23 protein-coding genes are annotated in these 25,968 nt (G+C 30.9%); 11 read left to right on the top strand and 12 right to left on the bottom strand.

All coding sequences use genetic code 11. The features are described from left to right. Positions 1–3: 3 nt before the first annotated feature. On the bottom strand, positions 4–954 hold the full coding sequence (locus BXY80_RS07840) for an isopenicillin N synthase family dioxygenase (RefSeq protein ID WP_120200709.1): 951 nt from the start codon (positions 952–954) through the stop codon (positions 4–6). A 169-nt stretch (positions 955–1,123) separates the two neighbouring features. Here BXY80_RS07840 and BXY80_RS07835 point away from each other — a divergent pair, with 169 nt between their 5' ends. The 3 genes from BXY80_RS07835 to BXY80_RS07825 are packed head-to-tail and all read left to right on the top strand — an operon-like array spanning position 1,124 to position 3,860. Beyond that, positions 1,124–3,112, top strand: a complete 1,989-nt coding sequence (locus BXY80_RS07835; protein ID WP_245977212.1) for an alpha-ketoacid dehydrogenase subunit alpha/beta — start codon at positions 1,124–1,126, stop codon at positions 3,110–3,112. A gap of 4 nt (positions 3,113–3,116) precedes the next feature. Continuing rightward, complete coding sequence (locus BXY80_RS07830) at positions 3,117–3,437, top strand: hypothetical protein (RefSeq protein ID WP_120200707.1); 321 nt, start codon at positions 3,117–3,119, stop codon at positions 3,435–3,437. Between the two features lie 12 nt (positions 3,438–3,449). After that, positions 3,450–3,860, top strand: a complete 411-nt coding sequence (locus BXY80_RS07825; protein WP_120200706.1) for a 3D domain-containing protein — start codon at positions 3,450–3,452, stop codon at positions 3,858–3,860. Here BXY80_RS07825 and BXY80_RS07820 read toward each other — a convergent pair. Further along, the gene (locus BXY80_RS07820; RefSeq protein WP_120200705.1) at positions 3,857–4,420 is read right to left on the bottom strand and encodes an ExbD/TolR family protein; all 564 of its coding nucleotides are present in this window, start codon (positions 4,418–4,420) and stop codon (positions 3,857–3,859) included. The genes BXY80_RS07825 and BXY80_RS07820 overlap by 4 nt on opposite strands. Positions 4,421–4,956: 536 nt before the next feature. Here BXY80_RS07820 and BXY80_RS07815 point away from each other — a divergent pair. The 3 genes from BXY80_RS07815 to BXY80_RS07805 all read left to right on the top strand — a co-directional run bounded on the left by BXY80_RS07815 (position 4,957) and on the right by BXY80_RS07805 (position 8,042). Then, positions 4,957–6,471, top strand: a complete 1,515-nt coding sequence (locus BXY80_RS07815; RefSeq protein ID WP_120200704.1) for a DEAD/DEAH box helicase — start codon at positions 4,957–4,959, stop codon at positions 6,469–6,471. 242 nt (positions 6,472–6,713) lie between these two features. Further along, positions 6,714–7,406 carry a hypothetical protein gene (locus tag BXY80_RS07810; protein ID WP_147376111.1) on the top strand — a complete coding sequence of 231 codons (693 nt, stop codon included), beginning with the start codon at positions 6,714–6,716 and terminating at the stop codon, positions 7,404–7,406. 177 nt (positions 7,407–7,583) lie between these two features. Continuing rightward, positions 7,584–8,042: a cold-shock protein gene (locus tag BXY80_RS07805; RefSeq protein ID WP_120200702.1), complete on the top strand. Its 459-nt coding sequence runs from the start codon at positions 7,584–7,586 to the stop codon at positions 8,040–8,042. Positions 8,043–8,048: 6 nt separating this feature from the next. Here the strand turns inward: BXY80_RS07805 and BXY80_RS07800 are convergent, their stop codons facing one another. The 5 genes from BXY80_RS07800 to BXY80_RS07780 form a co-directional block, all read right to left on the bottom strand. Continuing rightward, the gene (locus BXY80_RS07800) at positions 8,049–8,636 is read right to left on the bottom strand and encodes a pseudouridine synthase (protein WP_245977209.1); all 588 of its coding nucleotides are present in this window, start codon (positions 8,634–8,636) and stop codon (positions 8,049–8,051) included. Next, the gene (locus BXY80_RS07795) at positions 8,623–10,935 is read right to left on the bottom strand and encodes a type IA DNA topoisomerase (RefSeq protein WP_120200701.1); all 2,313 of its coding nucleotides are present in this window, start codon (positions 10,933–10,935) and stop codon (positions 8,623–8,625) included. Before BXY80_RS07795 ends, BXY80_RS07800 begins: the two co-directional genes overlap by 14 nt. A gap of 245 nt (positions 10,936–11,180) precedes the next feature. Continuing rightward, positions 11,181–11,543: a DUF1801 domain-containing protein gene (locus BXY80_RS07790; protein ID WP_120200700.1), complete on the bottom strand. Its 363-nt coding sequence runs from the start codon at positions 11,541–11,543 to the stop codon at positions 11,181–11,183. 3 nt (positions 11,544–11,546) lie between these two features. After that, on the bottom strand, positions 11,547–12,032 hold the full coding sequence (locus BXY80_RS07785) for a DUF1572 domain-containing protein (protein WP_120200699.1): 486 nt from the start codon (positions 12,030–12,032) through the stop codon (positions 11,547–11,549). Between the two features lie 38 nt (positions 12,033–12,070). Further along, complete coding sequence (locus tag BXY80_RS07780; RefSeq protein ID WP_120200698.1) at positions 12,071–12,886, bottom strand: DUF1853 family protein; 816 nt, start codon at positions 12,884–12,886, stop codon at positions 12,071–12,073. 79 nt (positions 12,887–12,965) lie between these two features. Here BXY80_RS07780 and BXY80_RS07775 point away from each other — a divergent pair, with 79 nt between their 5' ends. From BXY80_RS07775 to BXY80_RS07760, 4 genes are read left to right on the top strand one after another with little or no spacing between them, the layout of a single operon-like run. Then, positions 12,966–14,084, top strand: a complete 1,119-nt coding sequence (locus BXY80_RS07775; protein ID WP_120200697.1) for a DEAD/DEAH box helicase — start codon at positions 12,966–12,968, stop codon at positions 14,082–14,084. Between the two features lie 43 nt (positions 14,085–14,127). Then, the gene (locus BXY80_RS07770) at positions 14,128–15,684 is read left to right on the top strand and encodes a DEAD/DEAH box helicase (protein WP_120200696.1); all 1,557 of its coding nucleotides are present in this window, start codon (positions 14,128–14,130) and stop codon (positions 15,682–15,684) included. 33 nt (positions 15,685–15,717) lie between these two features. Continuing rightward, positions 15,718–16,719: an NADP-dependent oxidoreductase gene (locus BXY80_RS07765; RefSeq protein ID WP_120200852.1), complete on the top strand. Its 1,002-nt coding sequence runs from the start codon at positions 15,718–15,720 to the stop codon at positions 16,717–16,719. 49 nt (positions 16,720–16,768) lie between these two features. Beyond that, complete coding sequence (locus BXY80_RS07760; protein WP_120200695.1) at positions 16,769–20,050, top strand: glycosyl hydrolase; 3,282 nt, start codon at positions 16,769–16,771, stop codon at positions 20,048–20,050. A gap of 70 nt (positions 20,051–20,120) precedes the next feature. On the opposite strand, the gene BXY80_RS07755 is transcribed toward BXY80_RS07760, so the two are convergent. Both BXY80_RS07755 and BXY80_RS07750 read right to left on the bottom strand, forming a co-directional pair. Next, positions 20,121–21,029, bottom strand: a complete 909-nt coding sequence (locus BXY80_RS07755) for a pseudouridine-5'-phosphate glycosidase (protein ID WP_211328345.1) — start codon at positions 21,027–21,029, stop codon at positions 20,121–20,123. Beyond that, positions 21,029–21,952: a PfkB family carbohydrate kinase gene (locus BXY80_RS07750; RefSeq protein ID WP_120200693.1), complete on the bottom strand. Its 924-nt coding sequence runs from the start codon at positions 21,950–21,952 to the stop codon at positions 21,029–21,031. Before BXY80_RS07750 ends, BXY80_RS07755 begins: the two co-directional genes overlap by 1 nt. Positions 21,953–22,017: 65 nt before the next feature. Between BXY80_RS07750 and BXY80_RS07745 the strand changes: the two genes are divergently transcribed. Then, on the top strand, positions 22,018–22,824 hold the full coding sequence (locus BXY80_RS07745; protein ID WP_120200692.1) for a BtpA/SgcQ family protein: 807 nt from the start codon (positions 22,018–22,020) through the stop codon (positions 22,822–22,824). A gap of 13 nt (positions 22,825–22,837) precedes the next feature. Here the strand turns inward: BXY80_RS07745 and BXY80_RS07740 are convergent, their stop codons facing one another. The 3 genes from BXY80_RS07740 to BXY80_RS07730 form a co-directional block, all read right to left on the bottom strand. Next, positions 22,838–23,752, bottom strand: coding sequence for a peptidoglycan DD-metalloendopeptidase family protein (locus BXY80_RS07740; RefSeq protein WP_120200691.1), 915 nt, complete (start codon positions 23,750–23,752; stop codon positions 22,838–22,840). A gap of 99 nt (positions 23,753–23,851) precedes the next feature. Beyond that, entirely contained in the window at positions 23,852–24,556 is a 705-nt protein-coding gene (locus tag BXY80_RS07735) for a LytR/AlgR family response regulator transcription factor (protein ID WP_120200690.1), read from the bottom strand. Next, positions 24,549–25,682, bottom strand: coding sequence for a sensor histidine kinase (locus tag BXY80_RS07730; protein WP_120200689.1), 1,134 nt, complete (start codon positions 25,680–25,682; stop codon positions 24,549–24,551). The genes BXY80_RS07735 and BXY80_RS07730 overlap by 8 nt, the downstream gene beginning before the upstream one ends. Positions 25,683–25,968 lie beyond the last annotated feature (286 nt).

Genomic DNA, 25,968 nt, shown 5'->3' with positions numbered 1-25,968 from the left:
AAACTATTTCTTAACTAATCCTAACTCAATAAGTCTTTGATTTAAAAATTCACCAGCCGTAATATCATCAAACGCTTTTGGATTATTTTCATCAATACAGCTTTCTAGTACATCTAATTTCATTTCACTTATTGGGTGCATGAAAAAAGGAATTGAATAACGAGATGTTCCCCAAAGTTCTCTTGGAGGATTTACAACACGATGTATTGTAGATTTAAGCTTGTTATTGCTATGTCTTGATAACATATCGCCTACATTAATCATTAACTCATCTGGTTCAGCAATTGCATCAATCCATTCACCTTTATGGTTTTGTACTTGTAAACCACGACCTTGAGCTCCCATTAACAGAGTAATTAAATTAATATCACCATGTGCAGCAGCACGAACAGCATTATCTGGTTCTTGGGTAATTGGCGGATAATGAATTGGTCTTAAAATGGAATTTCCATTATGGATAAAATTATCAAAATAAGTTTCTTCTAAATTTAGGTGTAAGGCTAAAGCTCGCAAAACATATTTTGCTGTTTTTTCAAGCATTCTGTAGGTTTCCTTACCAATAGTATTAAAGTTTTCTAATTCTTCAACGGTTACATTCTCTGGATATTCTTTTGCGCGCTCTGGGTCATCATCTACGTATTGACCAAAATGCCAAAACTCTTTTAAATCACCTTCTTTTTTACCTTTAGCACTTTCTTTACCAAAAGATACATAACCACGTTGTCCTCCAATTCCTGGGATTTCGTACTTACGTTTAGTTTCTACTGGTAAACTAAAGAAGTTTTTCACTTCACTATATAAGTTGTCAACTAATTTATCGTCTAAAAAATGACCTTTTAAAGCAACAAAGCCAATCTCTTCATATGCTTTTCCTATTTCTGCAATAAATTGTTGTTTTCTGTTTGGGTCTCCTGAAATAAAATCTTGAAGATTTACGCTAGGTATCACATTCATTATAATAAGTATTTAATTCAACTACAATAATACAAAAGTAACGAAAACATAACTAAAATGCACATGTTTATATTGTGCTTAAAAAAAATAGGCTTTGACGATAAATCATTCAATTTTTATTTACATTTGATTTTTAAATACAATACATAACGATACTATGTTGACCTCTATGAAGAGTACAATAACCTACGATAAAAAAAGCATTGATAATAAAACGCTTATACAATTGTATAAGAATATGCTTAAGCCTCGAATGATTGAAGAAAAGATGCTTATTTTATTGCGTCAAGGGAAAATCTCTAAATGGTTTTCTGGCATAGGGCAAGAAGCTATTTCTGTTGGTGTTACTATGGCTTTAAAAAAGGAAGAGTATATTTTGCCAATGCATAGAAATCTTGGAGTGTTTACTACAAGAAAAATTCCTTTAAATCGTTTATTTAGCCAATGGCAAGGAAAAGCAAATGGGTTTACAAAAGGTCGTGACCGATCGTTTCATTTTGGAACTCAAGAGTTTAACATTGTTGGTATGATTTCGCACTTAGGTCCTCAATTAGGTGTTGCAGATGGTATTGCTTTGGCAAGCTTACTTAAAAACAAAAAACAAGTCACAGCTGTTTTTACAGGTGAAGGCGGAACAAGTGAAGGTGATTTTCATGAAGCACTTAATGTAGCTTCTGTATGGCAATTACCAGTGATTTTTTGTGTAGAAAATAATGGATATGGTCTTTCTACGCCAACCAAAGAACAATACAGATGTAAAGATATTGCAGATAGAGGTAAAGGCTATGGTATGGAATCTTTTATTTTAGACGGAAACAATATTCTTGAAGTTTATAGTAAAATTTCAAAATTAGCCGAGAGTGTTAGAAAACGCCCAAGACCAATTTTAGTTGAGTTTAAAACTTTTAGAATGCGTGGTCATGAAGAAGCAAGCGGAACAAAATATGTGCCTAAAGAATTGCTAAATGCATGGAGTTTAAAAGATCCTGTTGTAAATTTTCAAGAGTATTTGAGAAAAGAAAATGTTTTAACTGAAAAACAGGAAGTAGCTATTAAAGAAGATATTGTTCATGAAATAAATGAGAATTTAAAACTCGCTTATGATGAAGAAGCAATAACAGCAAATGAAGCTACAGAGTTGAGCGATGTATATAAGCAATTTGAGTACAAACATGTAGAGGCAAATTCTAAAACTCAAGAGTTAAGACTTATTGATGCTATTTCTTTAGGCTTAAAGCAGTCTATGCAAAAACATAATGACTTGGTAATTATGGGGCAAGACATTGCTGAATATGGTGGTGTTTTTAAAATCACCGAAGGCTTTGTTAAAGCATTTGGTAAAGAACGCGTTAGAAATACACCAATTTGTGAATCTGCTATTGTTGAAGCTGCAATGGGTTTATCTATAGCTGGAATGAAAGCTGTTGTAGAAATGCAATTTGCAGACTTTGTGACTTCAGGATTTAATCCAGTAGTAAATTATTTAGCAAAATCGCATTACCGTTGGAACCAACAAGCCGACGTTGTGGTAAGAATGCCTTGTGGTGCAGGCGTTGCTGCAGGACCATTTCATTCTCAAACAAACGAAGCTTGGTTTACAAAAACACCAGGCTTAAAGGTAATTTATCCTGCATTTCCATACGATGCAAAAGGATTATTAGCAACAGCAATTGAAGACCCAAACCCAGTACTGTTTTTTGAACATAAAGCATTGTACAGAAGTATTCGTCAAGAAGTACCAACAGATTATTATACACTACCTCTTGGTAAAGCATCACTTTTAAAAGAAGGAACAGACATTACAATAATTACTTATGGAGCTGGTGTACATTGGGCATTACATACACTTGAAAATAATAAAGAAATTAATGCAGATCTAATAGATTTAAGGTCTTTACAACCATTAGATACTGAAGCTATTTATAATTCTGTAAAGAAAACAGGGAAAGCAATTATTTTACAAGAAGACTCATTGTTTGGAGGTATTGCTAGTGATATTTCTGCTTTAATAATGGAACATTGTTTTGAACATTTAGACGCTCCTGTAAAACGAGTGGCTAGTATGGAAACTCCAATTCCGTTTATAAATCAATTAGAAGATCAGTATCTTGCTAAAGGGAAATTTGAAAAGGCTTTAAAAGCACTTTTAGAATATTAATATTATGAGTGTAACTCAAGTAAAATCAAATAAAGGATTCAAATATGCTATACTATGTTTAGCACTTATTTTGATGTTTATTATTTTACAAAGTTTAGCAAATTCTGAAGTTATTGGTCTTAATTTATATTCAGTAATTAGCGGTGTTTGTATTTTGCTAATTTTCTTTTTCTCTATTGCTGGTTTTATTTTCAGTATAAAAGGAATAAAAGACCCTAATAGTTATAAAAAGGGAATTGGTTTAGTTGTTAATTCCATTTTAATTATACTGCTTATTATAACAATAGTCACAAATATTTTGGATATAACTAAATCCCTTAACTAAAACTAATTGCATATGAGTAAGAAGATTTTTATTGTAGCAATAATTCTTCTTATAATATCTTGCAAGAAAGAAGAAAACATTTTTGAATGGGAGACAATAGAAGTTACAGCCACTGCTTATAATTCCTTAGCGTATCAAACCAGTTCTAACCCACATATCACAGCTTTTGGTGACAGTTTAAAACCTGGTCTTAAATATATTGCTGTATCTAGAGATTTACTTAGCTTAGGTTTAAAACATAACACTCAAGTAAAAATTGAAGGTTTCGATGGTATTTATCTTGTTAAAGATAAAATGAATAAACGTTGGAAAAATCGCATAGATATCTATATGGGAACAGATGTTAAAGCAGCCAAAAAATGGGGTCGCCAAAAAGTAACCATCACATATAGAGTAGAAGTCAAGCCAGAAATTAAAGATTAATCTTTAGTTTCAGCTTCAGATAAAATAAAAGGGTATGCTTTTTTAACGTCCTTTAATTCTTCTTCAGTTAAGCTATTTATATCCTTTTTTAGTACTTCATGCGCATAATTAGCTCTTAATTCATAATACGCTTTGGTTAACTTATCTTGTACTTTAATATAAAAATTATACGATGTTAATCTGTTATTTTGTAATGATATAACTGCATCTAATGGATTATCTGATGATGAAGCTTGTTTTTCTCCATTGCAATATGTGCAAGTAGCATCGCCATTATTATCTAAAAAATCTTTTGCAATTAACTTTAAATCTTCAAGCGAAACCACTTGGTCTTCAACATAAATTTTGTTTTCAGCATTTAAAGTTATTCTTAAAATGTTACGTTCGTTAATCTCTGTAAAACAATCAACATTCTTTGGGCAAGGTTCTGGTAACTTTCTGTTAATTCCCGTATCCATTGAAATGGTTGTTGAAACTAGAAAAAACAATAATAGTAAAAATGCAATATCTGCCATTGAACCTGCATTAACTTCTGGAGCACTGTTACGTTTTGTTTTCATAATAAAAGAATATTTATAGTTTAGCAAGTAGTTACAAAAATGATACCATATATAAACAAAAAAACCAATGCGGTTTACACATTGGTTTTTCTTCCAAATGATTGTTTTAATTGATGAATTAAAATTTTTATCTCAAAGTGTCTAAGTCATCATTTACACTGTGAGACGTGTCGATAATTTTAGTTAATGCTTTCATGATTTGTTTTTTTTGATTTGATTGATGAATGACTTTAAATATATTTTATCTAAAGCGTCTTTTACTGTTCCAAGAGTTACTTTTCGTATTTGTTAAAGTTCCTGTTAATTGATTGTTGTTTAAAGTTCTCATAATTTTTTGATTTTTAATTTGATTGATGTTTCTGTTTACTAAGTAGACGACATAAAATTAAATTTGTTACAGTACTTTGTATTGCATAGTAGTAATTTAACAGACTTTAACAATTTTGGGTGTAGTTTTCAAATGTTTTTAACATTAGTGATGTATAACTCAATAAAAGGTTAATTTTGTAAGAATTTTTTTTTCAGATTATAACACTATGCAGGAAATTACTGAAATAGATAATTTACAACACACAAAAAAGCGTTTGTATGATTATCAAATTGCGGATCTAAACCGCATATTTGATGTATTAGAAACGGCTCCTAAAGATTATAATTTATTATATCAGTTACCAACTGGTGGAGGAAAAACTGTTATTTTCTCTGAAATTGTTAGACGTTATATCGAGAAACACCAAAAAAAAGTTGTTATTCTTACGCATAGAATTGAGTTGTGTAAGCAAACCTCTAAAATGCTTTCTGGTTTTGGTGTAAAAAATAAAATCATAAATAGTAAAGTTAAGGAGTTGCCCGACCAGGATCAATACAAATGTTTTGTTGCAATGGTAGAGACGCTTAACAATAGACTTAATGATGATAAACTTAAGCTAGAAGATATCGGTCTTGTTATTATTGATGAAGCACATTATAATTCTTTTAGAAAGTTATTTAAGTTTTTTGACAAATGTTTTATTTTAGGTGTAACAGCAACACCTTTAAGTTCAAACATTAAGTTGCCAATGAAAGACAACTATAAAGAACTAATAGTTGGTGATGATATTTCTACACTAATTAAAAATGGATTTTTAGCAACTGCCGAAATTTATAATTATGATGTATCACTTAATACACTTAAAGTTGGTATTAATGGCGATTATACTGTAAAATCTTCTGAAGCTTTATATACTAATTCAATAATGCAAGGCAAATTATTGTATGCCTATGAAGAGCTATCTAAAGGAAAGAAAACTTTAATTTTTAATAATGGTATTAACACCTCAAAAGAAGTATACTATACCTTTAAGAAAGCTGGTTATAATGTTAGGCATCTAGATAACACATGCAATAAGCAAGAACGAAAAGAGATCTTAAAATGGTTTAAAAATACACCTGACGGAATTTTAACATCGGTTAGTATTCTTACTACTGGTTTCGACGAGCCTACAGTAGAATCTATAATATTAAATAGAGCAACTAGATCGTTAACACTTTATTTTCAAATGATAGGAAGAGGTTCTAGAATACTAGATAACAAAAAGAGTTTTTTAGTTGTAGATTTAGGAAACAATGTTATACGTTTTGGACCTTGGAGCCAACCTACAGATTGGCAGCATATATTTAAAAATCCAGATTATTATTTGGAGAATATGCGAAATGATGAAGATATAGAACGCGATTTTGTTTATGTAATGCCAGACAAATTGCGTCAAAAATTTAAAAAAGCTAAAGATGTAGATTTTGATATTAAACAAACCTATAAAGACGTCATAAGGCAAGGTCAGAAATCTATGAAAGCTATTGAGGTTTCAATTGCTCAACACTCACAAATGTGTATAGACAATAGTGAAGATGTTTTTGAAGCTAGAGAGTTAGCAAAGCTGCTACAAGATGATATAGGTTACAGAATAAAACAATACTGTTATTGTATAATGAATAGCACTCAAAACTACAAAGATTGGCTGTTTGAAGAGTATACACGTAAACTACGACTCAGTTTTAATGGCAAATTTTAACTTAATATTTAAAATTTCTTAAATTAAATGACGTTTATTTCGAGTTTAGGAACAGTTTTTGCTTTCAAATTGACAATTATTAATAAGTTGATTTTTCTTAATAAGTCATAAAAGTATTCGTCAACCTGAACTTGTTTCAGGTTCTCATCGTAATTATTTGATTTATTGAGTGATGAGATTCTGAAATAAATTCAGAATGACGTCTCAAAACAATATTAGGGCAAAAAACAAATTTACAACTAATGAATTTTAAATATTTATATCTCATTTTCTTTTTTGCAACATTTCAAATGTATGCACAACCAGATTCTGAAAGTAAAAGTTTAAAAATTCCAGCAGTAGAGAAAAAAGAAAAAGATTCTACGCCTTCTAAACTTCAAATTAAATCTAAAAGCAACATAGGCATTACAAAAAAGAATGAAAACACTTATAGTGGTATTTCCTATAAAAATAAAGTAGAAATTAGAGAAGAAAAAGAAGGTTTTTCTATGTTTGATAAAAGTAAGCTTTTAGATCCAGGAAAATTATTTGAAGACAGGATAAACAAACAAGCTGTAGAACAAGGTTTAAAGCTAGAATCAATGCCTGACCAATTTCTTGGTAGTTATAAAAATAATGGAGAGTTTGTCAATATTTCTTGTAGAGACCATGAGTTTCCAGATGGAGATATCGTTCAAGTTCGTGTTAACGAAGATATTATAATACCAAGGCTACTTTTAACTGGAGGCTACAAGTCGTTTAATATTACACTTGCTGAAGGCATAAATAAAATAGAGTTCATTGCATTAAACCAAGGTGAATCTGGACCAAACACTGCTGAGTTTCAGGTTTATGATGATAAAGGCAACTTAGTATCTTCAAAACGTTGGAACTTATTAACAGGCGTTAGAGCTACAATAATAGTCACTAAAGAAACAGAACCTGAGAAAGAATAATTAAAGTAAATCTAACAGCATTTCATTTTTTTCTTTATATTATAATCTATAAGTCTATATTTGTATTAAATATAGCTACTAAATCAAGCTTTCGACAATTCAATTTTAAAAATTGCCTTTACAATTCATTAGTTTAGTACATCATAAAAATTAAATAAAAACACATTAAATTACCTAATGGCAAAATCGCAACAGACTTTTAACAAAATTGAAAAAGAAAAAGCACGTGCTAAAAAACGTGAAGAAAAAAAGAAGAAAAAAGAAGCTCGTAAAGCTGAAGCTAAAGAATCTGGAGGTCAAGGCATACAATTTGCTTATGTAGACCATAACGGAAACTTAACAGATACACCTCCAAATCCAGAAGACAAAATTAAAGTTAAAGCAGAATCTATAGAAATAGGCATTCCTAAACGTGATGATAGCAATATTGAAGAAATAGATCCTATCAGAAAAGGGAAAGTGTCATTTTATGATAACTCAAAAGGATTTGGTTTTATTATTGATACAGAAGATAATGAAAAGTATTTCTGCCATGTAAGTGGTTTACTTGACGAGATTCAAGAAAATGACAAAGTACAGTTTGAACTTGAAAAAGGGCAAAGAGGTATGAATGCTGTTCGCGTTAAACTTATCTAGCATCGACTAGATTAAGTTATTGACTTCAATAACATTTCCAGAATTTAATCCATCAAGTGTAATAGTTCCAACTCTTACTCTTACTAATCGCAATGTAGGGAAACCCACAACAGCTGTCATTTTGCGCACTTGTCTAAATTTGCCTTCATTGATTGTAATAGAGACCCAAGATGTAGCGCCATGTCTATCGTCTCTAATTTTTTGGCCACGTTTAGGAAAATCTGGAATAGTTGTTAGTTTATGAACTTTTGAAGGTTTTGTTGTGTATTTGGTTTTGCCATAACTTAAAACAACACCACCTTGTAATTGGTTAATAGCATCTTTTGTGATTTCTCCATCAACTTGAACATAGTATTCTTTTTCAACAGATGTATTACATATAGCATAACTTACTTTTCCATTTGTAGTTAATAGCAATAAGCCTTCAGAATCTTTATCAAGCCTACCAATTGCCATTGTATTTTTAGGAAAATTATATAACTCGCCCAAGAACTTTTTTTTAAGTTCATGTTTAGCATTACTCTTAAACTGACTTAAATAACCATAAGGTTTGTAGAGTTTAAAGTGTTGATGTATTGTTTTAGATGGATTCACTTAAAATCTTATATACTAATTCTTTAGTAAGTTTTTTATTATTTGCTTTAGTCTTGATGTCATTAAATGAAACTTTAAAATCACATCCGCTTTTATAAGCATTGCATCCATAAGCAGATTTTCCTTTTATAACGTTTCCTTTTTTACATTTTGGACACACTAAAGTATCTGGGACATCTTTAATTATGACTTTTTTAGGCTCAAAAATCAATTTAAACTGCTCATTAAAACGAAGCAATCCTTCAATACTACCAGAAGCTGTTTTAAAACCTTTTAGGTTTACTGTTGACCCTTTTTGTAATAATCTTATATATTGTTTTTCTGAAATTTTCTTAGCATTAAAAGTAAAAGGCAAAACTAAATCACAGCCTGTTTTATAAGCAGTACATCCATAGGCAGACTTTCCTTTTATTATCGTTCCTTTTTTACATTTCGGACACGTTTCAGAAGTTATTCCTGCTTTTATTTTAAGTTTAGGTGCAGCTTTTCGTTGTTCAATGACCTTGGCTTGTGAGATATTTGCACGTTTAGTTTCACTACGTACTTCATAAACTAACTCATCAACCATACGTTTCATATTCTTAATAAAGAGGCTTGCACTAAATTCTCCTTTTTCAATATCTTTTAATTGTTTTTCCCAACGACCAGTTAACTCTGCAGATTTTAATAATTCATTTTGAATCGTATTTATAAGCGCAATACCAGTTACTGTGGGCAAAATTTGCTTTTTATTTCGTTTAATATATTGACGTTTAAATAAGGTCTCAATAATATTTGCGCGTGTTGATGGACGACCAATACCATTATCTTTCATAAGCTCTCTCATTTCGTCATCGTCAACCTGCTTGCCAGCAGTTTCCATAGCGCGTAGGAGTGAAGCTTCAGTGTATTGATTTGGTGGTTTGGTTTGTTTCTCTAAAAATGAAGGTTCATGCGCTCCCTTTTCGCCTTTAATAAATGAAGGAAGAACATCTGATTCTTTTTTGTCTTTCTTTTTTTGGTCACTGAGCAACGTCGAAGTGTCAAAAACAATGCGCCAGCCTTTCTCTAAGATTTCTTTTCCTGTTGTTTTAAAATTAACATCATCTGCTTTACCAATAACTGTTGTATTTGATACTGAACAGTCGTCATAAAATACAGCGATAAAACGTCTTGTTATTATATCATAAACCTGTTGCTGATGGTATTGCAAATTAATTTGAATTCCTGTTGGAATAATTGCATGATGATCAGTTACTTTTTTATCATTAAAGACTTTAGCAGATTTCTTTACTTTTTTACCAAGAAGCGGTTGTGTTAAACTTGAATAATTAGTTAGTTTACTAAGTATTCCTGAAACTTTAGGATATACATCATTTGGTAAAAAAGTTGTATCTACTCTTGGGTATGTTACTACTTTTTGTTCGTATAATTTTTGAACAATCTTTAAAGTTTCATCTGCAGAAAAACCAAATTTTGTATTACAATAGACTTGCAATCCTGTTAAGTCAAACAATTTTGGAGCATATTCTTTGCCTTTCTTTTTTGTTACAGACACAATTTCAAAATCATGTTCTTTAACTTTATTTGCTAAAATCTCGCCGTCTTCCATTTTTAAAAAACGACCATCTTCATAAGCAAACAACGTATCTCTATATAGTGTTTGCAATTCCCAATAGGGTTGAGGTTTAAAATTCTCTATAGCTTCATAACGATCTACAAGCATAGCAAGTGTAGGTGTTTGCACACGACCAACAGATAATACTTGCTTGTATCCACCATGTTTTACCGTGTATAACCGCGTAGCATTCATACCTAATAACCAATCGCCAATAGCACGAGAAAAACCTGCATAATACAAATTGTCATAATCTTGAGACGACTTTAAGTTATTAAAGCCTTCTTTAATCGCTTCGGTTGTTAATGACGAAATCCATAAGCGTTTTACTTCGCCTTTGTAATTAGCTTGGTTTAAAACCCAACGCTGAATTAATTCTCCTTCTTGACCTGCATCACCACAATTAATAACAACATCTGCTTTATCGAATAATTGCTTTACAATATTGAATTGCTTCTGTATGCCTTGATTGTTAGAAACTTTAATTTTAAATTTTTCTGGAAGCATTGGTAGGTTGTTTAAATCCCAACTTTTCCAATGTGGTTTATAATCGTTTGGCTCTTGTAATGTACATAGATGCCCAAACGTATACGTTACTGCATAACCATTGCCTTGATAGTAACCATCATACTTAGTATTAGCTCCAAGTACAGATGCTATTTCTCGAGCAACACTAGGCTTTTCGGCAATACAGACTTTCACAGTTATTAGTTTGTTTTGTATAAATTAGAACTTGCAAAATAGGAAAATACTTGAGGGTTTTAAAGATGTTTTTTTAGGAGTTATTAACCAAGCACAGTATGTTGTTTGTTTCTTTATATCGATATAATTTCGTTTATCATATTTTTAATACGTCACCCTGAATTTATTTCAGGGTCACATAACTGATATTGTTGATTTCCTATGTAATGGGATTCTGAAACAAGTTCAGAATGACGCACTAATTACTAAATAATTATAGTTCCATTTTTATATAAATCTAATGCAGTTTTCAATAGCACTTTAATGATATTTAAAGGTATATCTTCATTAGGATTAACTCTAAATACTTTCATTCTAGAACGTTTACCAATCTCTAGTTTTGGATGATGTAGGCGTAGACCTTCAACAAAGAGAATATATGGTTCTTCAGTTTTCTTATCTATCCATAAATAGCAAAACATTTTGTTCTTATAACAAAAACAGGGCATACTATATTTTTTGGTTTCAGTAATGCTTTCGTCCTGATCTAAAATGATATTGCGTAAAGTTAGTAAACAACTTTTATTAGGCTCTTCTTTATTAAAATAAAAAGTATCATTTATGCTCATATGTTATGTTTGCGGATTATTCAATTCTCTAATCATTTTATGAATTAATGAAATTTGACCTAAATGATAATAACTATGCTCAATGACGCCTTCAATATTTCGTCTATAACTTCCATATTTTTCATCTACAAAATCATCTTCTAGTTTATTATTTGGCATAGACTCAACATGCTTGGCAAATTTTTCAGCATTAATCCACATTTGGTTTATAAAAATCTCCCAATCTTTGTTTGATGTAATTTTTGGAGCATCAAAACTGTATTTGTCTCTTATTTCTAGTTCACCACCTTTAAAAACGTTTAATATTCCGGCTATATAATAATCAATATGGAAAGCTAATGTAGCTATGGTGTTTAAAGAACCTATTTTATGTGTAGCTTGCTCCCAAGTTATACTAGATAATTGGTGTTTATAGTTTGTGTTAGCAATCCATGTTCCATTTAAAAGAACTTCTCTAAAACGTTTTGCTATTTGGTTTGACGATTCCATAATTATTTAAAATATTTAATTTATGTATAAAAATAAAATTACCACCAAATCAAAAAACATTTTTGTAATTCGCCATTAGGTGATTTTATCCAACACAGAGGTGCTGTTTTATTATCGAGTATCAATTTTATTTTTGGTAAAAACTCTTTAAAAGTCAACCAGTTTACTTGTGTATGTACATCTATTAACCAATTGATTTTGGTTGGTATATAAAATTTGCAATTAGAAAACTGATTTAGCTGATTATAGTTTATATAAACCCCTTTAATACAGTCATTGTTTATATTTTTAAAGGATTCATTTTTCAATTCTAATGGCACAAATAATTGAGCTTTAAAAAAAACATACTGTTTAATTTCTCTATGATTTAATTTTAGTTTACCTAATACTGCCTCACATGCTTTAGAATAGAGTAGAGGCAATTGCTTTTCTTTTAGTTTAGTAAGCTTTTGTATAAAGCTATCTTTTCGGTTTGGCCCAATCCAGTGTTCTAATTCTGTAGTTCCAACAGAGGCATCATATAAGTAGAATTTATAAACTATTTCTAAATGAATAGGTTCGCCATTATAGGTTAATATACAATCTAATTCACCAAGTGTTAACTTACCTTGTTGTATCTGAATGTTTTTAATAAGTAATTCAATCTCATTATAGTTTTCAAGAGTATTAAAAACAAATTGTTCTACAAGTTTCCCTAATCGTAACTTTGAATTTACTACACCATCAAATCCAGACGAGTTAGTTTTTGGTAATTGCAATTGCTTTAAACCACAAACATTAGATGTTTCCCAAAGTAAAGGCGTATTTAAAAACCCTAAATACTGTAAATCGATACGTTTTAATTTTATTTCCATTGTCATCGTCGAAATTACAAATTATAGTATAAAAATGCGTGTAATAAACTTACCTTTGCAAAATCGTAATTATACAAGTATGTCTACATTTTTTGATTTAGGAATTAAAAAGGATTTTATTAAAGGTTTGAAAGCACTTAATATAAAAACACCTACAGAAATTCAAGAAGAAGCAATTCCTGTTCTTTTAGAAAACGAAACCGATTTTATTGGTTTAGCACAAACAGGAACTGGTAAAACTGCAGCTTTTGGTTTGCCAGCTTTGCATCAAATCAACCCAAAGAATGATGATGTACAAGTATTAATTTTGGCACCAACACGTGAATTGGTACAACAAATTCAAAAGCAACTCTTTAAGTTTACAAAGTATTGTGATTCTAAAATTTTTGCCGAAGGTGTTTATGGAGGTGAAAAGATGGACATACAAATTAAACGATTACAGAGAACAACTCATATTATTGTTGCAACACCTGGCCGTTTATTAGATTTTGTTGAGCGTGGTGATATTAATATAAAGAACATTAAAACCTTAATTTTAGATGAAGCAGACGAAATGCTAAGTATGGGTTTTAAAGAAGACCTTAATAAGATTTTAAAACATACAAGCGGCACACGTCATACTTGGTTGTTTTCAGCTACAATGCCAGAAGAAATTCAGAAAATTATAAAAACCTACATGTCTTCTGATGCTGTTAAAGTTGAAGTGAATAAAAACAGTTTGGTAAATGCAAATATTTCGCATCATTATATTTCTACAACTATTAAAGACAAGCTTAACGTCATTACTCGAATTTTAGATAAAAGAGATGATGAGCGTGGTATTATTTTTTGTAGAACAAAAGCTGGAACAAAGCAATTAACACAATTATTGAAAGATGAAGGTTTTTCTGTTGGAGCGTTAGAAGGCGATATGCAACAAAAAGAACGTGACAAAGTCATGCGTGCTTTTAAAAATGAATCTTTGCAAATATTAGTTTCTACAGATGTTTCTGCACGAGGTATTGATGTTAATAATCTTGCTTTTATAATTCATCATCAATTGCCAGAACAACTAGAATATTATACGCATAGAAGTGGTAGAACAGCAAGAGCTGGGAAAACAGGTCAATCTTTGGCTTTAATTATTCCAGGAGAAATGCAAAAGGTTATCGATATTCAAAAAGCTTTAGGTATTACATTTAAAGAAATTACAATGTAATCTTAGCTAAAAAGTTTACATACAACACTATTAAAATATTTACATGTCAGTTAGTCCAGTTTCAGAAATAGAGCAACAAAAAATTGCTAAAGATTTATACAGCTATCAAAAAAAGGCCATCGATAAAGTTTTTAAACGTTTTGATGATGCTCCAGATGATTATCATTTACTATATCAATTACCAACTGGTGGAGGAAAAACTGTTATTTTTTCTGAATTGGTTAGACAATACCTAAAAAATCACAATAAAAAAGTTGTAGTCTTAACGCATCGAATAGAGCTTTGCAAGCAAACTTCAAACATGCTTACTGAGTTTAATGTAACGAATAAAGTTGTAGATAGTAAAGCAAATTTAGACGATCAAAAAGAGTATAGTTGCTATGTTGCCATGGTTGAAACGCTAAACAACAGACTACAAGAAGATCGGCTTGATATCTCTGATGTTGGATTAGTTATTATTGATGAAGCGCATTACAACTCGTTTACCAAATTATTTAAATACTTTGAAAAATCTTTCATTTTAGGTGTTACTGCTACGCCTTTAAGTTCTAATAAAGACTTACCAATGAAAGGTAATTATAATGAACTTATTACTGGAGAAACTATCGAGTCTTTAATAGAAAATGAATTTTTAGCACGCGCAGAAACCTATTCATACAATGTAGGCTTAACAACTTTAGAAGTTGGTTCTAATGGAGATTATACAGTAAAATCTTCTGAAGATTTGTATACAAATACAGATATGTTAAAAAAATTAGTTTATGCTTATGAAACGCATTCTAAGGGTAAGAAAACACTAATTTTTAATAACGGAATCAATACATCACTTCATGTTTATGATGCCTTTAGAAGTGCTGGTTACACCATAGCACACTTAGACAATACAGCGTCAAAAAAACAACGTCAACAAATTTTACAATGGTTTAAAGAAACTCCAAATGCTATTTTAACATCTGTAAGTATCTTAACTACTGGGTTTGATGAGCCAACAGTAGAATCTATCATTTTAAATAGAGCTACTAAGTCTCTTGCTTTATATTACCAAATGGTAGGTAGAGGCTCACGTATTTTAAAAGATAAGTCTATGTTTTCTATTATAGATTTAGGAAACAACCTTCATAGGTTTGGTCCTTGGGGCGCAGACATCAACTGGCAAAAAATATTTAGTTCTCCTAACTATTACTTAGACAGTATTATTAATGATGAAGATATTGAGAGCAACTTTAGGTACGAAATGCCAGAAGCCATTAGAGCTGAGTTTAGTAAATCTGAAGATGTATACTTCGATGTCAAACAAGCTTATATCGATTCGGTTAATAATGGCGAATCGTCAAAAGTTTTATTAGAAAGATCTATAGAACATCATGCAAAAATTTGTATCGAAAACAGTGAGGATGTTTATGATGCATTAGCTTTAATGAAGTTGTTAGAAGATGATATTAATCACAGGTTAGATCGTTATACAAAATGTATAAGCAATAGCACATTCAATTTTGTAAAATGGTTACACCAAGATTATCGTCAACGTTTACGAACATATCTTCGTAAAAACTTTGATGAAGTCTTTGAAGCTATCCATGGTTTTCCACCAGAAGATTAGTTTGAATTCATTTAAATAATGCCGATATTAGGCATTATGAACAAACGACTTATATTAAAAAAACGACCAAGCGGATTTCCTGATTCTGATACTTGGTTATTAGAAGAACAACCTATTCCGGAATTAAAGGAAGGCGAAGTTTTAATCCAACAACATTATGTGTCCTTAGATCCAGCTATGCGTGGATGGATGAACGAAGGCAAATCCTATATTGAACCCATTCGAATAAATGATGTTATGCGAGCTGGAGCAATAGGAAAGGTTATTAAAGTAAATAATCATTCCAGTTTTAAAGTCGGAGATTGTCTTACAGGTTTTGGAGGCGTACAACAATATTGCGTCACAAATGGAGACAATTGGCATAAAGTCGATGAAGCCTTAGCACCAATGCCAATGTACCTTGGTACTTTAGGCATGACTGGTATGACAGCATATTTCGGAATTATTGAAGTTGGCAAGATAAAAAAAGGAGATGTTGTTTTAATCTCAGGAGCGGCTGGCGCTGTTGGTAGTATCGTTGGTCAAATTGCAAAAATTAAAGAATGCACTGTAATAGGTATAGCTGGCGGAAAAGAAAAATGTAATTATTTGGTCAATGACTTAGGCTTTGATGATGCAATAGATTATAAATCTGAAAAAGTAATTTTAGCGTTAAAAGAAAAATGCCCAAAAGGCATTGATGTCTTTTTTGATAATGTTGGAGGAGAAATTCTTGATGCTGCATTAGCACATATACGTAGACATGCAAGAATTGTTATTTGTGGTGCAATATCTCAATACAACAATACAACACGTATAAAAGGGCCAAGTAATTATTTATCATTACTTGTAAATAGAGCAACAATGCAAGGTATGGTTGTGTTTGACTATGCAAATAGATATCATGAAGCAGCAAAAGATATAAGTCGTTGGATTCAGCAAGGGCAATTAAAAAGCAAGGAAGACATTTACGAAGGCATAGAAAATTTCCAAGAAACTTACAATCGATTGTTTTCAGGTGATAAACATGGAAAATTAGTGTTAAAAGTGATTTAATACTATAATTTTAGTAGTATTTTTAAGCCTTATTATATTTATACTAAACATGAAAAAATCAACCATTCTTTATGTTGTAGTCTTTTTGTTAAGTCTGCAATTTTCACATGCCCAAAAAAAATCAAAAAAGGAAGACAAACAACCCTTAGACGAAATTAAAATAGATGGTCTTAAATGGAGAAGTATTGGGCCTTCATTAACATCTGGACGTATTTCTGATGTTGCAGTAAACCCTAATAATCCATTTGAATATTACGTAGCTGCTTCTGCAGGAGGCGTTTGGAAAACTATTAATTCTGGTATAGAGTTTACGCCAATATTTGATAATGAAGGTTCATATTCAATAGGATGTATTACTATCGATCCTAATAATACTAATGTTATTTGGGTAGGAACAGGAGAAAATAATAACCAGCGTTCTGTCTCTTATGGTGATGGTATATACAAATCACTTGATGGAGGAAATAGCTGGAAAAATATGGGTTTAGAAACATCTGAGCATATCGGAAGAATAATTGTTCACCCAGAAGATTCTAATATTGTTTATGTAGCTGCAATTGGTCCTTTATGGAGCAAAGGTGGTGATAGAGGCTTATACAGAACAACTGATGGCGGTGAAAACTGGGAAGCTGTTTTAACTGTTGATGAACATACTGGAGTTAATGATGTTGTAATGGATCCAAGAAATCCTGATGTATTGTATGCTTCAACATTTCAGCGTAGACGCCATGTTTATACTTATGTTGGTGGCGGACCAGGTTCTGGAATGCATAAAAGTACAGATGGCGGAACAACTTGGACCGAAATAAACAAAGGATTACCAACTACTGAGTTAGGGCGAATTGGTTTAGCCATTTCTCCTGCCGATCCAGAAATCATTTATGCAATTGTTGAAGCAGCAGATGGAAAAGGCGGTTTCTTTGCTTCTACAAATAGAGGCGCAAGTTGGGACAAAAGAGGAAAACATAAAACAAGCGGAAACTATTACCAAGAGATTATAGCAGATCCAATAGAACCAAATACTATTTATTCTATGGATACTTGGATGTCTGTAAGCCATGATGGCGGAAAATCATTTCAGAAAGTTGGAGAGGTTTTTAAACATGTAGACAACCACTGTATGTGGATTGACCCAAACAATAACAAACACTGGCTTGTTGGTTGTGATGGCGGAATGTATGAAACATTTGATGCAGCAAAAACATGGGATTTTAAAGAAAATATTCCGGTAACACAGTTTTACAAAGTAGCAGTTGATAATGATTATCCGTTTTATAATGTATATGGGGGAACACAAGATAACTTTAGTATTGGCGGACCATCAAGAGTTCTAACAAATCATGGTATAACAAATTTTGATTGGTTTATTACAAATGGAGGCGATGGTTTTGAATCTCAAATCGACCCAGATAATCCAGATATAGTGTATGCTCAATCTCAAAATGGATTTTTAGTACGTTATGATAAAAAGAGTGGAGAAATTGTTGGAATTCAACCTAGTGAAAAAGAAAACGAAAATGCTTATCGCTTTAATTGGGATTCACCATTAGTTGTTAGTAGACATGCTTCGGGTCGTTTATATTTTGCAGGAAACAAAGTGTTTCGTTCTAATGATTATGGTAATAGTTGGGACGTTATTAGTGATGATTTATCACAACAAATTAATAGAAACACCTTAAAAGTTTATGACCGTGTTGTGAGTATTGATGCTGTTGCTAAAAATGGTTCTACATCACTTTATGGTGCTGTTGTAGCTTTATCTGAATCGCCAATAGACGAAAATTTAATTGCTGCAGGTACTGATGATGGTATTATTCATATTAGTGAGAATGGAGGTAACACATGGAGGAAAGTTTCAAATATTTCAGGTGCACCAAAACTATCATATGTTAATAGTATATTTTTATCTAAACATGATGTAAATACACTATATGTTGCATTTAATCATCATAAGTTTGGAGACTTTAAGCCTTATATATTTAAGTCAAGCGATAAAGGTCAAACTTGGTCAAACATTAGTAGTAATTTACCAAAAGGTAGTGTATACTCAATAGAAGAAGATCATGTAGATCCAAATCTTATTTTTTGTGGTACAGAATATGGTGCCTTCTTTTCGCCTAATAAAGGGCAACGTTGGAAAGAGCTAGCTGCTGGATTACCAACAATTGCAGTTAGAGATATTACTATTCAAGAACGAGAAAATGATTTAGTACTTGGTACGTTTGGTAGAGGTTTTTATGTTTTAGACGATTATTCTGCTTTACGTAACATTGAAAATAATAAGCCTTCAGAAACTGCAAAAATTTATTCGGTTAGAGATGCCTTATCTTGGGAAAAAAGTCTTCCGTTAGGTCTTCCAGGAAAATCATTTCAAGGTGATAACTTTTATACTGCACCAAACCTTGGGCCAGAAGCAATGATTACATATTATTATAATGAGGATTACAAATCGTTAAAAGATAAACGTTCAAAAAAGGAAAAAGAACTTATTGAAAATGAAAGCAATACACCTTATCCTAGTTATAATGAATATAAAACTGAGGTTGAAGAAGCTGAAGCTAAATTAGTATTCACTATAAAAAATGATAAAGGGCAAGTCGTAAAAAAGGTACTTAAAAAACCTACTAAAGGAGTACAGCGTTTTCATTGGGATTTAAGATATACTTTGCAAAATCCAATTAACTTAAACAAATCATCTTTTTATAATCCTTGGGCAGCCATTGACGAAGGTACTTTAGTTGAACCAGGAACGTATACTGTTGATATGCAATTGTATAAAAACAATGAGTTGACTAAACTTGCTGGACCTGTAACATTTAAAGTTAAGGCTTTAGATAATACTGTAATGCCAGCAGAAAATAGAGCCGCAAAAGTGGCGTTCCAAAAAGATGTGATGCAATTAGAAGCAGATTATGGTGCTTGTCAAAGCATTATAAAAGAAACTAATACAAAGCTAAAGCATATCAAGGAAGCAATTATGAGGTCTGACCAACCATTTGGTGAGCTTACCAAGTCTGTTGTTGCAATTGAAAATAAATTAAAACAAATTGGCATAGATTTATATGGTGACAGCGTAAAATCAAAATTAGATATAAGTCAACCTAAATCGCCAGCAAGCAGAATAGGTGTAATTAGCTATGAACAAAAATATTCTACTTCAGCACCTACAAAAACACATAGAGATAGTTATGCTATAGCTAAATCAAAAATTGATGCTATTAAAAAACGTGTTGAGTCTATTTATAATTCTGATATAAAACAATTAGAAGATAAGCTTATAAAGTCTGGTGCTGCTTATACACCAGGACGTGGCTACGATTTTGAAAATTAAATACTCAAATTAAGAAGAATAAAGAAGCCTTTACATTTTTATGTAAAGGCTTCTTTTATAATCGAAAAATTTATGAATATGCTTTAGCAATTTCTGCAGCTAATTTTGCATTATTTAAAACTAGCTTAATATTGGCGTCTAAACTTTGTCCGTCAGTTAATTCTTTTACACGTTGTAATAGAAAAGGCGTGCTTTGTTTTCCTTTAATACCTAGTTTCTTTTCTTCAATTAATGCTTCCTTAATAGCAGAATTCATAACATCAAACTCTAATTCGTCTTCAGACGGAACAGGGTTTGCAATAATAACGCCTCCATCAAGACCAAGTTGCCATTTGGCTTTTAAAAGAGTTGCAATGTCATGTGCATTTTCCATTCTGTAATCTAGTTTAAAACCACTTTTACTTGAATAAAACGCTGGTAATTCATCGGTTTTATAGCCTAAAACTGGAACACCAAATGTTTCTAAATATTCTAAAGTCAAACCTAAATCTAATATGGCTTTTATACCCGCACAAACTACAGCTACGTTAGTTTTTGCTAGTTCTTGCAAATCTGCAGAAACATCAAAAGATTCTGATGCACCTCTATGTACACCACCAATTCCGCCAGTTGCAAAAACTTTAATTCCAGCTAAATTAGCAGCAATCATTGTAGAAGCTACAGTAGTTGCACCATCAATTTTGTTTGTAATTAAGTATGGCAAATCTCTGCGACTTGCTTTTACTATTGTCTTACTAGATTTTGCTAAATAATCTATTTCTTTGTGCGTAAGTCCAATTTTAATTTTGCCATCAAGTATTGCAATTGAAGCAGGAATTGCACCATTATCAATTATAATTTGTTCTACTTGTAAAGCCGTTTCTAAATTTTGAGGATACGGCATACCATGAGAGATTATGGTAGATTCTAACGCAACTATGGGCAAGTTTTCATCTAGTGCTTTTTGCACATTAGGATGAATATCTAAAAAGTTTTTCATTATAATGCTAATGTATTTTTTACCATTTGCTCAGAAATCTCAGGATGCACAGCATTTTTATGTTGTATCGTTATTTGAGCACAAGCAGATGCGTAATTTACCATATCATAAAGATTATATTCTTTTATTTCACTATAGACTAAGCCTGCCATAAATGCATCACCAGCTCCATTTGTATTAACCGGAACAATGGTTTTATTTTTATGAATAAAGATTTCGTTTTTATCACCATATGCAACACCGTCTTTTCCTAAGGTTATAAATACTTTTTTTACTCCAAGGTTTAGAAAATGTTCGATGACTTTTTCGTAATCATTTTCATATTCAATTTTAATATCACTCAACAATTCGGCTTCAATGTGATTGCATTTTAAAATATCTAATCTATTAAGTATTGATTTTCCTTTTAAAGCTTTTTTTGCAGAAACTGCTTCTAGTGCAAAACGTGTGTCTGGCAGTTCTCGCGTTACTAAGTCTAATATAAACTCTGGTAAGTTGGTTTCTATTATACAATAATCACTTTCTTTTATCGCATCTAAATTGTCTAATATAAACGAACTTGGTAAGTCATCATAAATTTCCATAGCAGAAAGTCCTAATGCTAAATCATTAAAATGATTCATGATAGCAACGAACATTGACGTTTTTTTATCTTTGAGATAAAGACTGTGGTCTATTGAAATGCCTAACTCTTTGCATGAGCTTATTAACGTTTTTGAAAACTCATCATCAGCAAAAACACTTAAAAACTCTACATCAAATCCTAAACGTTTTATATTTTCAGAAATATTTCTACCAACACCACCAAGAACAGTTTCTAGGTTTCCAATATTAGAATCTTTAAAGATTAATTTTTCTTGAGAAAAGCCAATTAAATCAATATTAGCAGCACCTATAACAGAAATTTTTGGTTTGTTAGACATCTTTACAATAGATTAAATAAAAACTCTTTTAAATTTAAGTAATTTTACAAGATATAGCAAAAGATATGGAAAAGTTTAAATCGATATTTAAGGTTAAAAACCCAATTATAGGTATGATACATGTTCAGGCATTACCAGGAACGCCAAAACATAAATATACCATCAAGCAAGTTATTGAAATGGCTTTAGAAGAAGCTAGAGTTTATAAAAAGGCTGGTATTGATGCTATACTAATTGAAAACATGCATGACATTCCGTATATAAAAAATGGAGTAGGCCATGAGATAAGCTCTATAATGAGTTTGGTTGCTTATTTAATTAAGCAGGAAACAAATTTGCCTATTGGTATGCAAATTCTTGCAGGGGCAAACAAAGAGGCTTTAGCTGCTGCACAAACAGCTAGTATTGATTTTATTCGTGCTGAAGGCTTTGTGTTTGGTCATGTTGCCGATGAAGGTTATATAGATGCTCAAGCGGGTGAGTTGCTAAGATATCAAAAGCAGATTAGCGCAACTAGCATCGCAATTTTTACAGACATAAAGAAAAAACATAGTTCGCATGCAATTACACAAGATGTATCTTTATTAGATACAGCAAAAGCTGCAGCATTTTTTTTAACTGACGGATTAATTGTTACAGGAAGTCATACTGGACATTCAGCTTCTATTAATGACTTAAATCATCTTAAAGACAACATTGATAGTCCAATAATTATTGGTTCAGGAATTACTATCGAAAATATTTCAAACTATTTACCGCTTTGTGATGCTATGATTGTTGGCTCTCATTTTAAAAAGCAAGGGCATTGGGATAATGATTTGAGCTATGATAGAGTTGCAGAATTTATGAGTTTAGTAAATCAACTTCGATGATTTATCATTCAAGCTAATTTTCGATTACCAGTTTTTGTCCAATTTTAATAATCGAATTTCGAGTTATAGCATTGATTTTGCATAAGGAAGCAATACTTACATTATTGCGTTTTGATATTCTTGACAAGGTGTCTCCTCGTCTAACAACATATATAGATTGTGTTTTTACTAAGCTAGCAAAAGCAGCTTCTTCTGTTAAGAGTGGTTTTATTTTACTTTGTCTTTTAGAGTTATGCACAATTGGTCGCGTCCATTTTCTAGTAATCCAAATCTCATTAGCTCTAATATTATTTTTGCCATTAAACTCAAATAAATATTCTGGATTGATTGATATTCCTTTGTAATTAATTACTAAGTGTAAGTGACTTCCTCTAGCATTTCCAGAAGCACCACCTTTTCCCAAATATTCTCCTTTAGCTACAGAATCGTTTTCTTTTACACCATAAGCAGATAGATGTGCATAAACAGTTTCTAAACCATTATAGTGTTTTACAATTACTGTTCTGCCATGGCCAGTATTATATCTTGCAAATCTTACAATACCATCAAACATAGCAAAAAGGCTATCACCTGTAATTAGATCAATATCTATCCCTTTATGTGCTCTGCCTTTTCGCCAACCATAGCGTGAGGTTATTACCTTATTTCTGGTAATAGGAGAGGCATAAGTAGAGTCTTTAAATTTTATTTGTACTGGAAATTTAACGTCTAAATTTTTATATGGATTATAAACGGTGTTTTTCCAATTCTCAGCTTTAATATCAAGTGGAATAATGGTATCTTTTTTTGCTACAATGTTAGTTAGCATAGAATCAATAGTTGTTTTAAAATTGAATTCAGATATGTCTAACTTCAATTCAGGGTTCTTTTGTGCATTAACACTTAAAGGCAGCACTAAAAGGAGTAAGAAGGAAATAGCTAATTTCATATACAAAAAAGGATCACTAATTTTTTGATTGCCGAATATAAAAAAAACAACCTAATTTCATGTTGATTTAGTGTTAGAATTCTATGTTATGAACAAATATTAAGAATTATAAAGCTTATTAATTTCATTCTTGTAGGTTTGCCCAATAGGTATTTTGTGGTCATTAATATGAATTCTATTACCTTCAATGAGCTTAATTTTATCTATTGCTACTATAAACGATTTATGAACTCGAAGAAAATTTTCTTGTGATAATAAGTTCTCGAAAGATGATATTTTTTCATGACTAACAATCATTTCTTCTTTTAAAAAAACTTTAGTGTAATTACCATAAGCTTCAATAAATAAAATATCTGCTGGATTAATTTGATGATGTTTCTTATTTCCTTTTAAAAAGAATCTCTTAGAATTTAAATTGAGAGTTGATGTAACAATTTCTGGTTTTTGGAAAGGTGTTATTTCTGTAATTTTATTAACTGCTTTGACTAAACGATCAAAACTGAAAGGTTTTAGTAAATAGTCTACAACATTTAGTTCAAATCCTTCTAAAGCATGTTCTTTATAAGCTGTGGTAATAATAGTTTTTGGCGGATTTGTTAATGTTTTTAAAAAGTCTAAGCCTCTTAGTTTTGGCATGTTTATATCTAAAAATATAAAATCTATAGTATTGCTATTTAAAAACTGCATCGCTTCCATAGCATTATAACAGTTTTTTTTTAATTGTAAATGCGGAAGCATACTACAAAACTCTTCAATAATTTCATGTGCTAAAGGCTCATCATCTATAATTATATACTTAAGCATGTTTTAAAATTTTTAAAGTAGTTTGATGTGTGTTTTTAGTTCTATCAACACTTAATTGGTGTTTTTCTTTATATAATAAAGAGAGTCTTCTTTTAAGGTTATGCAATCCAATACCATTTGACTCTTGTGCCTCTTTTGGGTCAAAATTGTTTTTTATTTTAAAATAGATAAAGTCATTGTCTTCAAATAAATAGATATTAATATAAGCATTTTCTGAAAGCGTTTCAACACCATGTTTAAAAGCATTCTCTAAAAGAATTATATACAATAACGGAGCAACATTTAAACCTGGATCTATATTACTGTGATTAAACGTTATATCTACAGACTTTTTATAACGTATTTTGTGTAACTCTATATAATTATGTAAATAGTCAATTTCATCAAGGATTTTTACAGTTTCCTTTTCTCCTTCATAAATGGTATAGCGCATCATATCTGATAGCTTTAAAATAACTTCTGGTGCTTGTTTTGAATTTTTAATTGTAAGTGCATAAAGATTATTTAATGTATTAAAGAAAAAATGCGGATTAATTTGCGACCTCAATAACGATATTTCTGTTTTAGCTTTTTCAGCTTTTAAATTTTGAATCCATTTCCATTGTTCAAAAAGCCAAACAAGAAATAAGATAGGTATTGGTAAAAAGAATGAGTAGAATGGGAAATCTTCTTTGATTTTTAAATACGCTTCTAAACCTCCAGAAAAAAGTCTTAAATAGATAAAGTAAAGAAATAATGGTGCGTAAATAAGCGTAATTAACTTCCAATATTTTTTGATAAACTTTGGAATTAATATATAAGCAAACCCAAACCAAAATACTATTAAAAGGATAAAAGTTATTGGGTTGTCTGGCATACTCATATAACTATCTACTAATAAAGCAATAAAAAAGAGAGCAATTAAATAAAGAACCTTTAATACCATTTTTCTCTTTCTTTTTAAATAGTTGAAATTATGAATTGGTAGAGCTATTAAAACGCCCCAAATGATGGCGTAAATAATAATCTCATAAGTTCTTTCTTCTGGAAGCAGAATTAAACCAATGGAGTCTAAGATGTAAAATATTGGAATGATAATAATAAACCCAATAAGAAAAGCCTTGTATTTTTTTAGAAACTTAATCATAGTCCAAAAGTAGTTATGTTATAATGTTTGAACAAGAAAATTGACACACACTACTATTTTGCTTACCAACACGACTATTTTTTGGATGAACACTATTGATGTTATTTTTTGCTATGTATGACTTTATAAAAACTTCATTTGTCATGTTAATTAGAAACCACTTCTAAATCACTTTATGTTTGCTCTAAATTAATAATAAAACAATAATTATGAGAACGTTAAGTAACACACAAATCAGAATTAAACTAAAAACATCAAATAGTAATTCATGGAATGCTAAGAGACG

Origin of the sequence: Ichthyenterobacterium magnum, from assembly GCF_003610635.1 — a bacterium.
Classification (GTDB): Bacteria; Bacteroidota; Bacteroidia; order Flavobacteriales; family Flavobacteriaceae; genus Ichthyenterobacterium; species Ichthyenterobacterium magnum.
The sequence above is the reverse complement of the archived record's forward strand: the minus strand, read 5'-3'. Positions and strand labels throughout refer to the sequence as shown.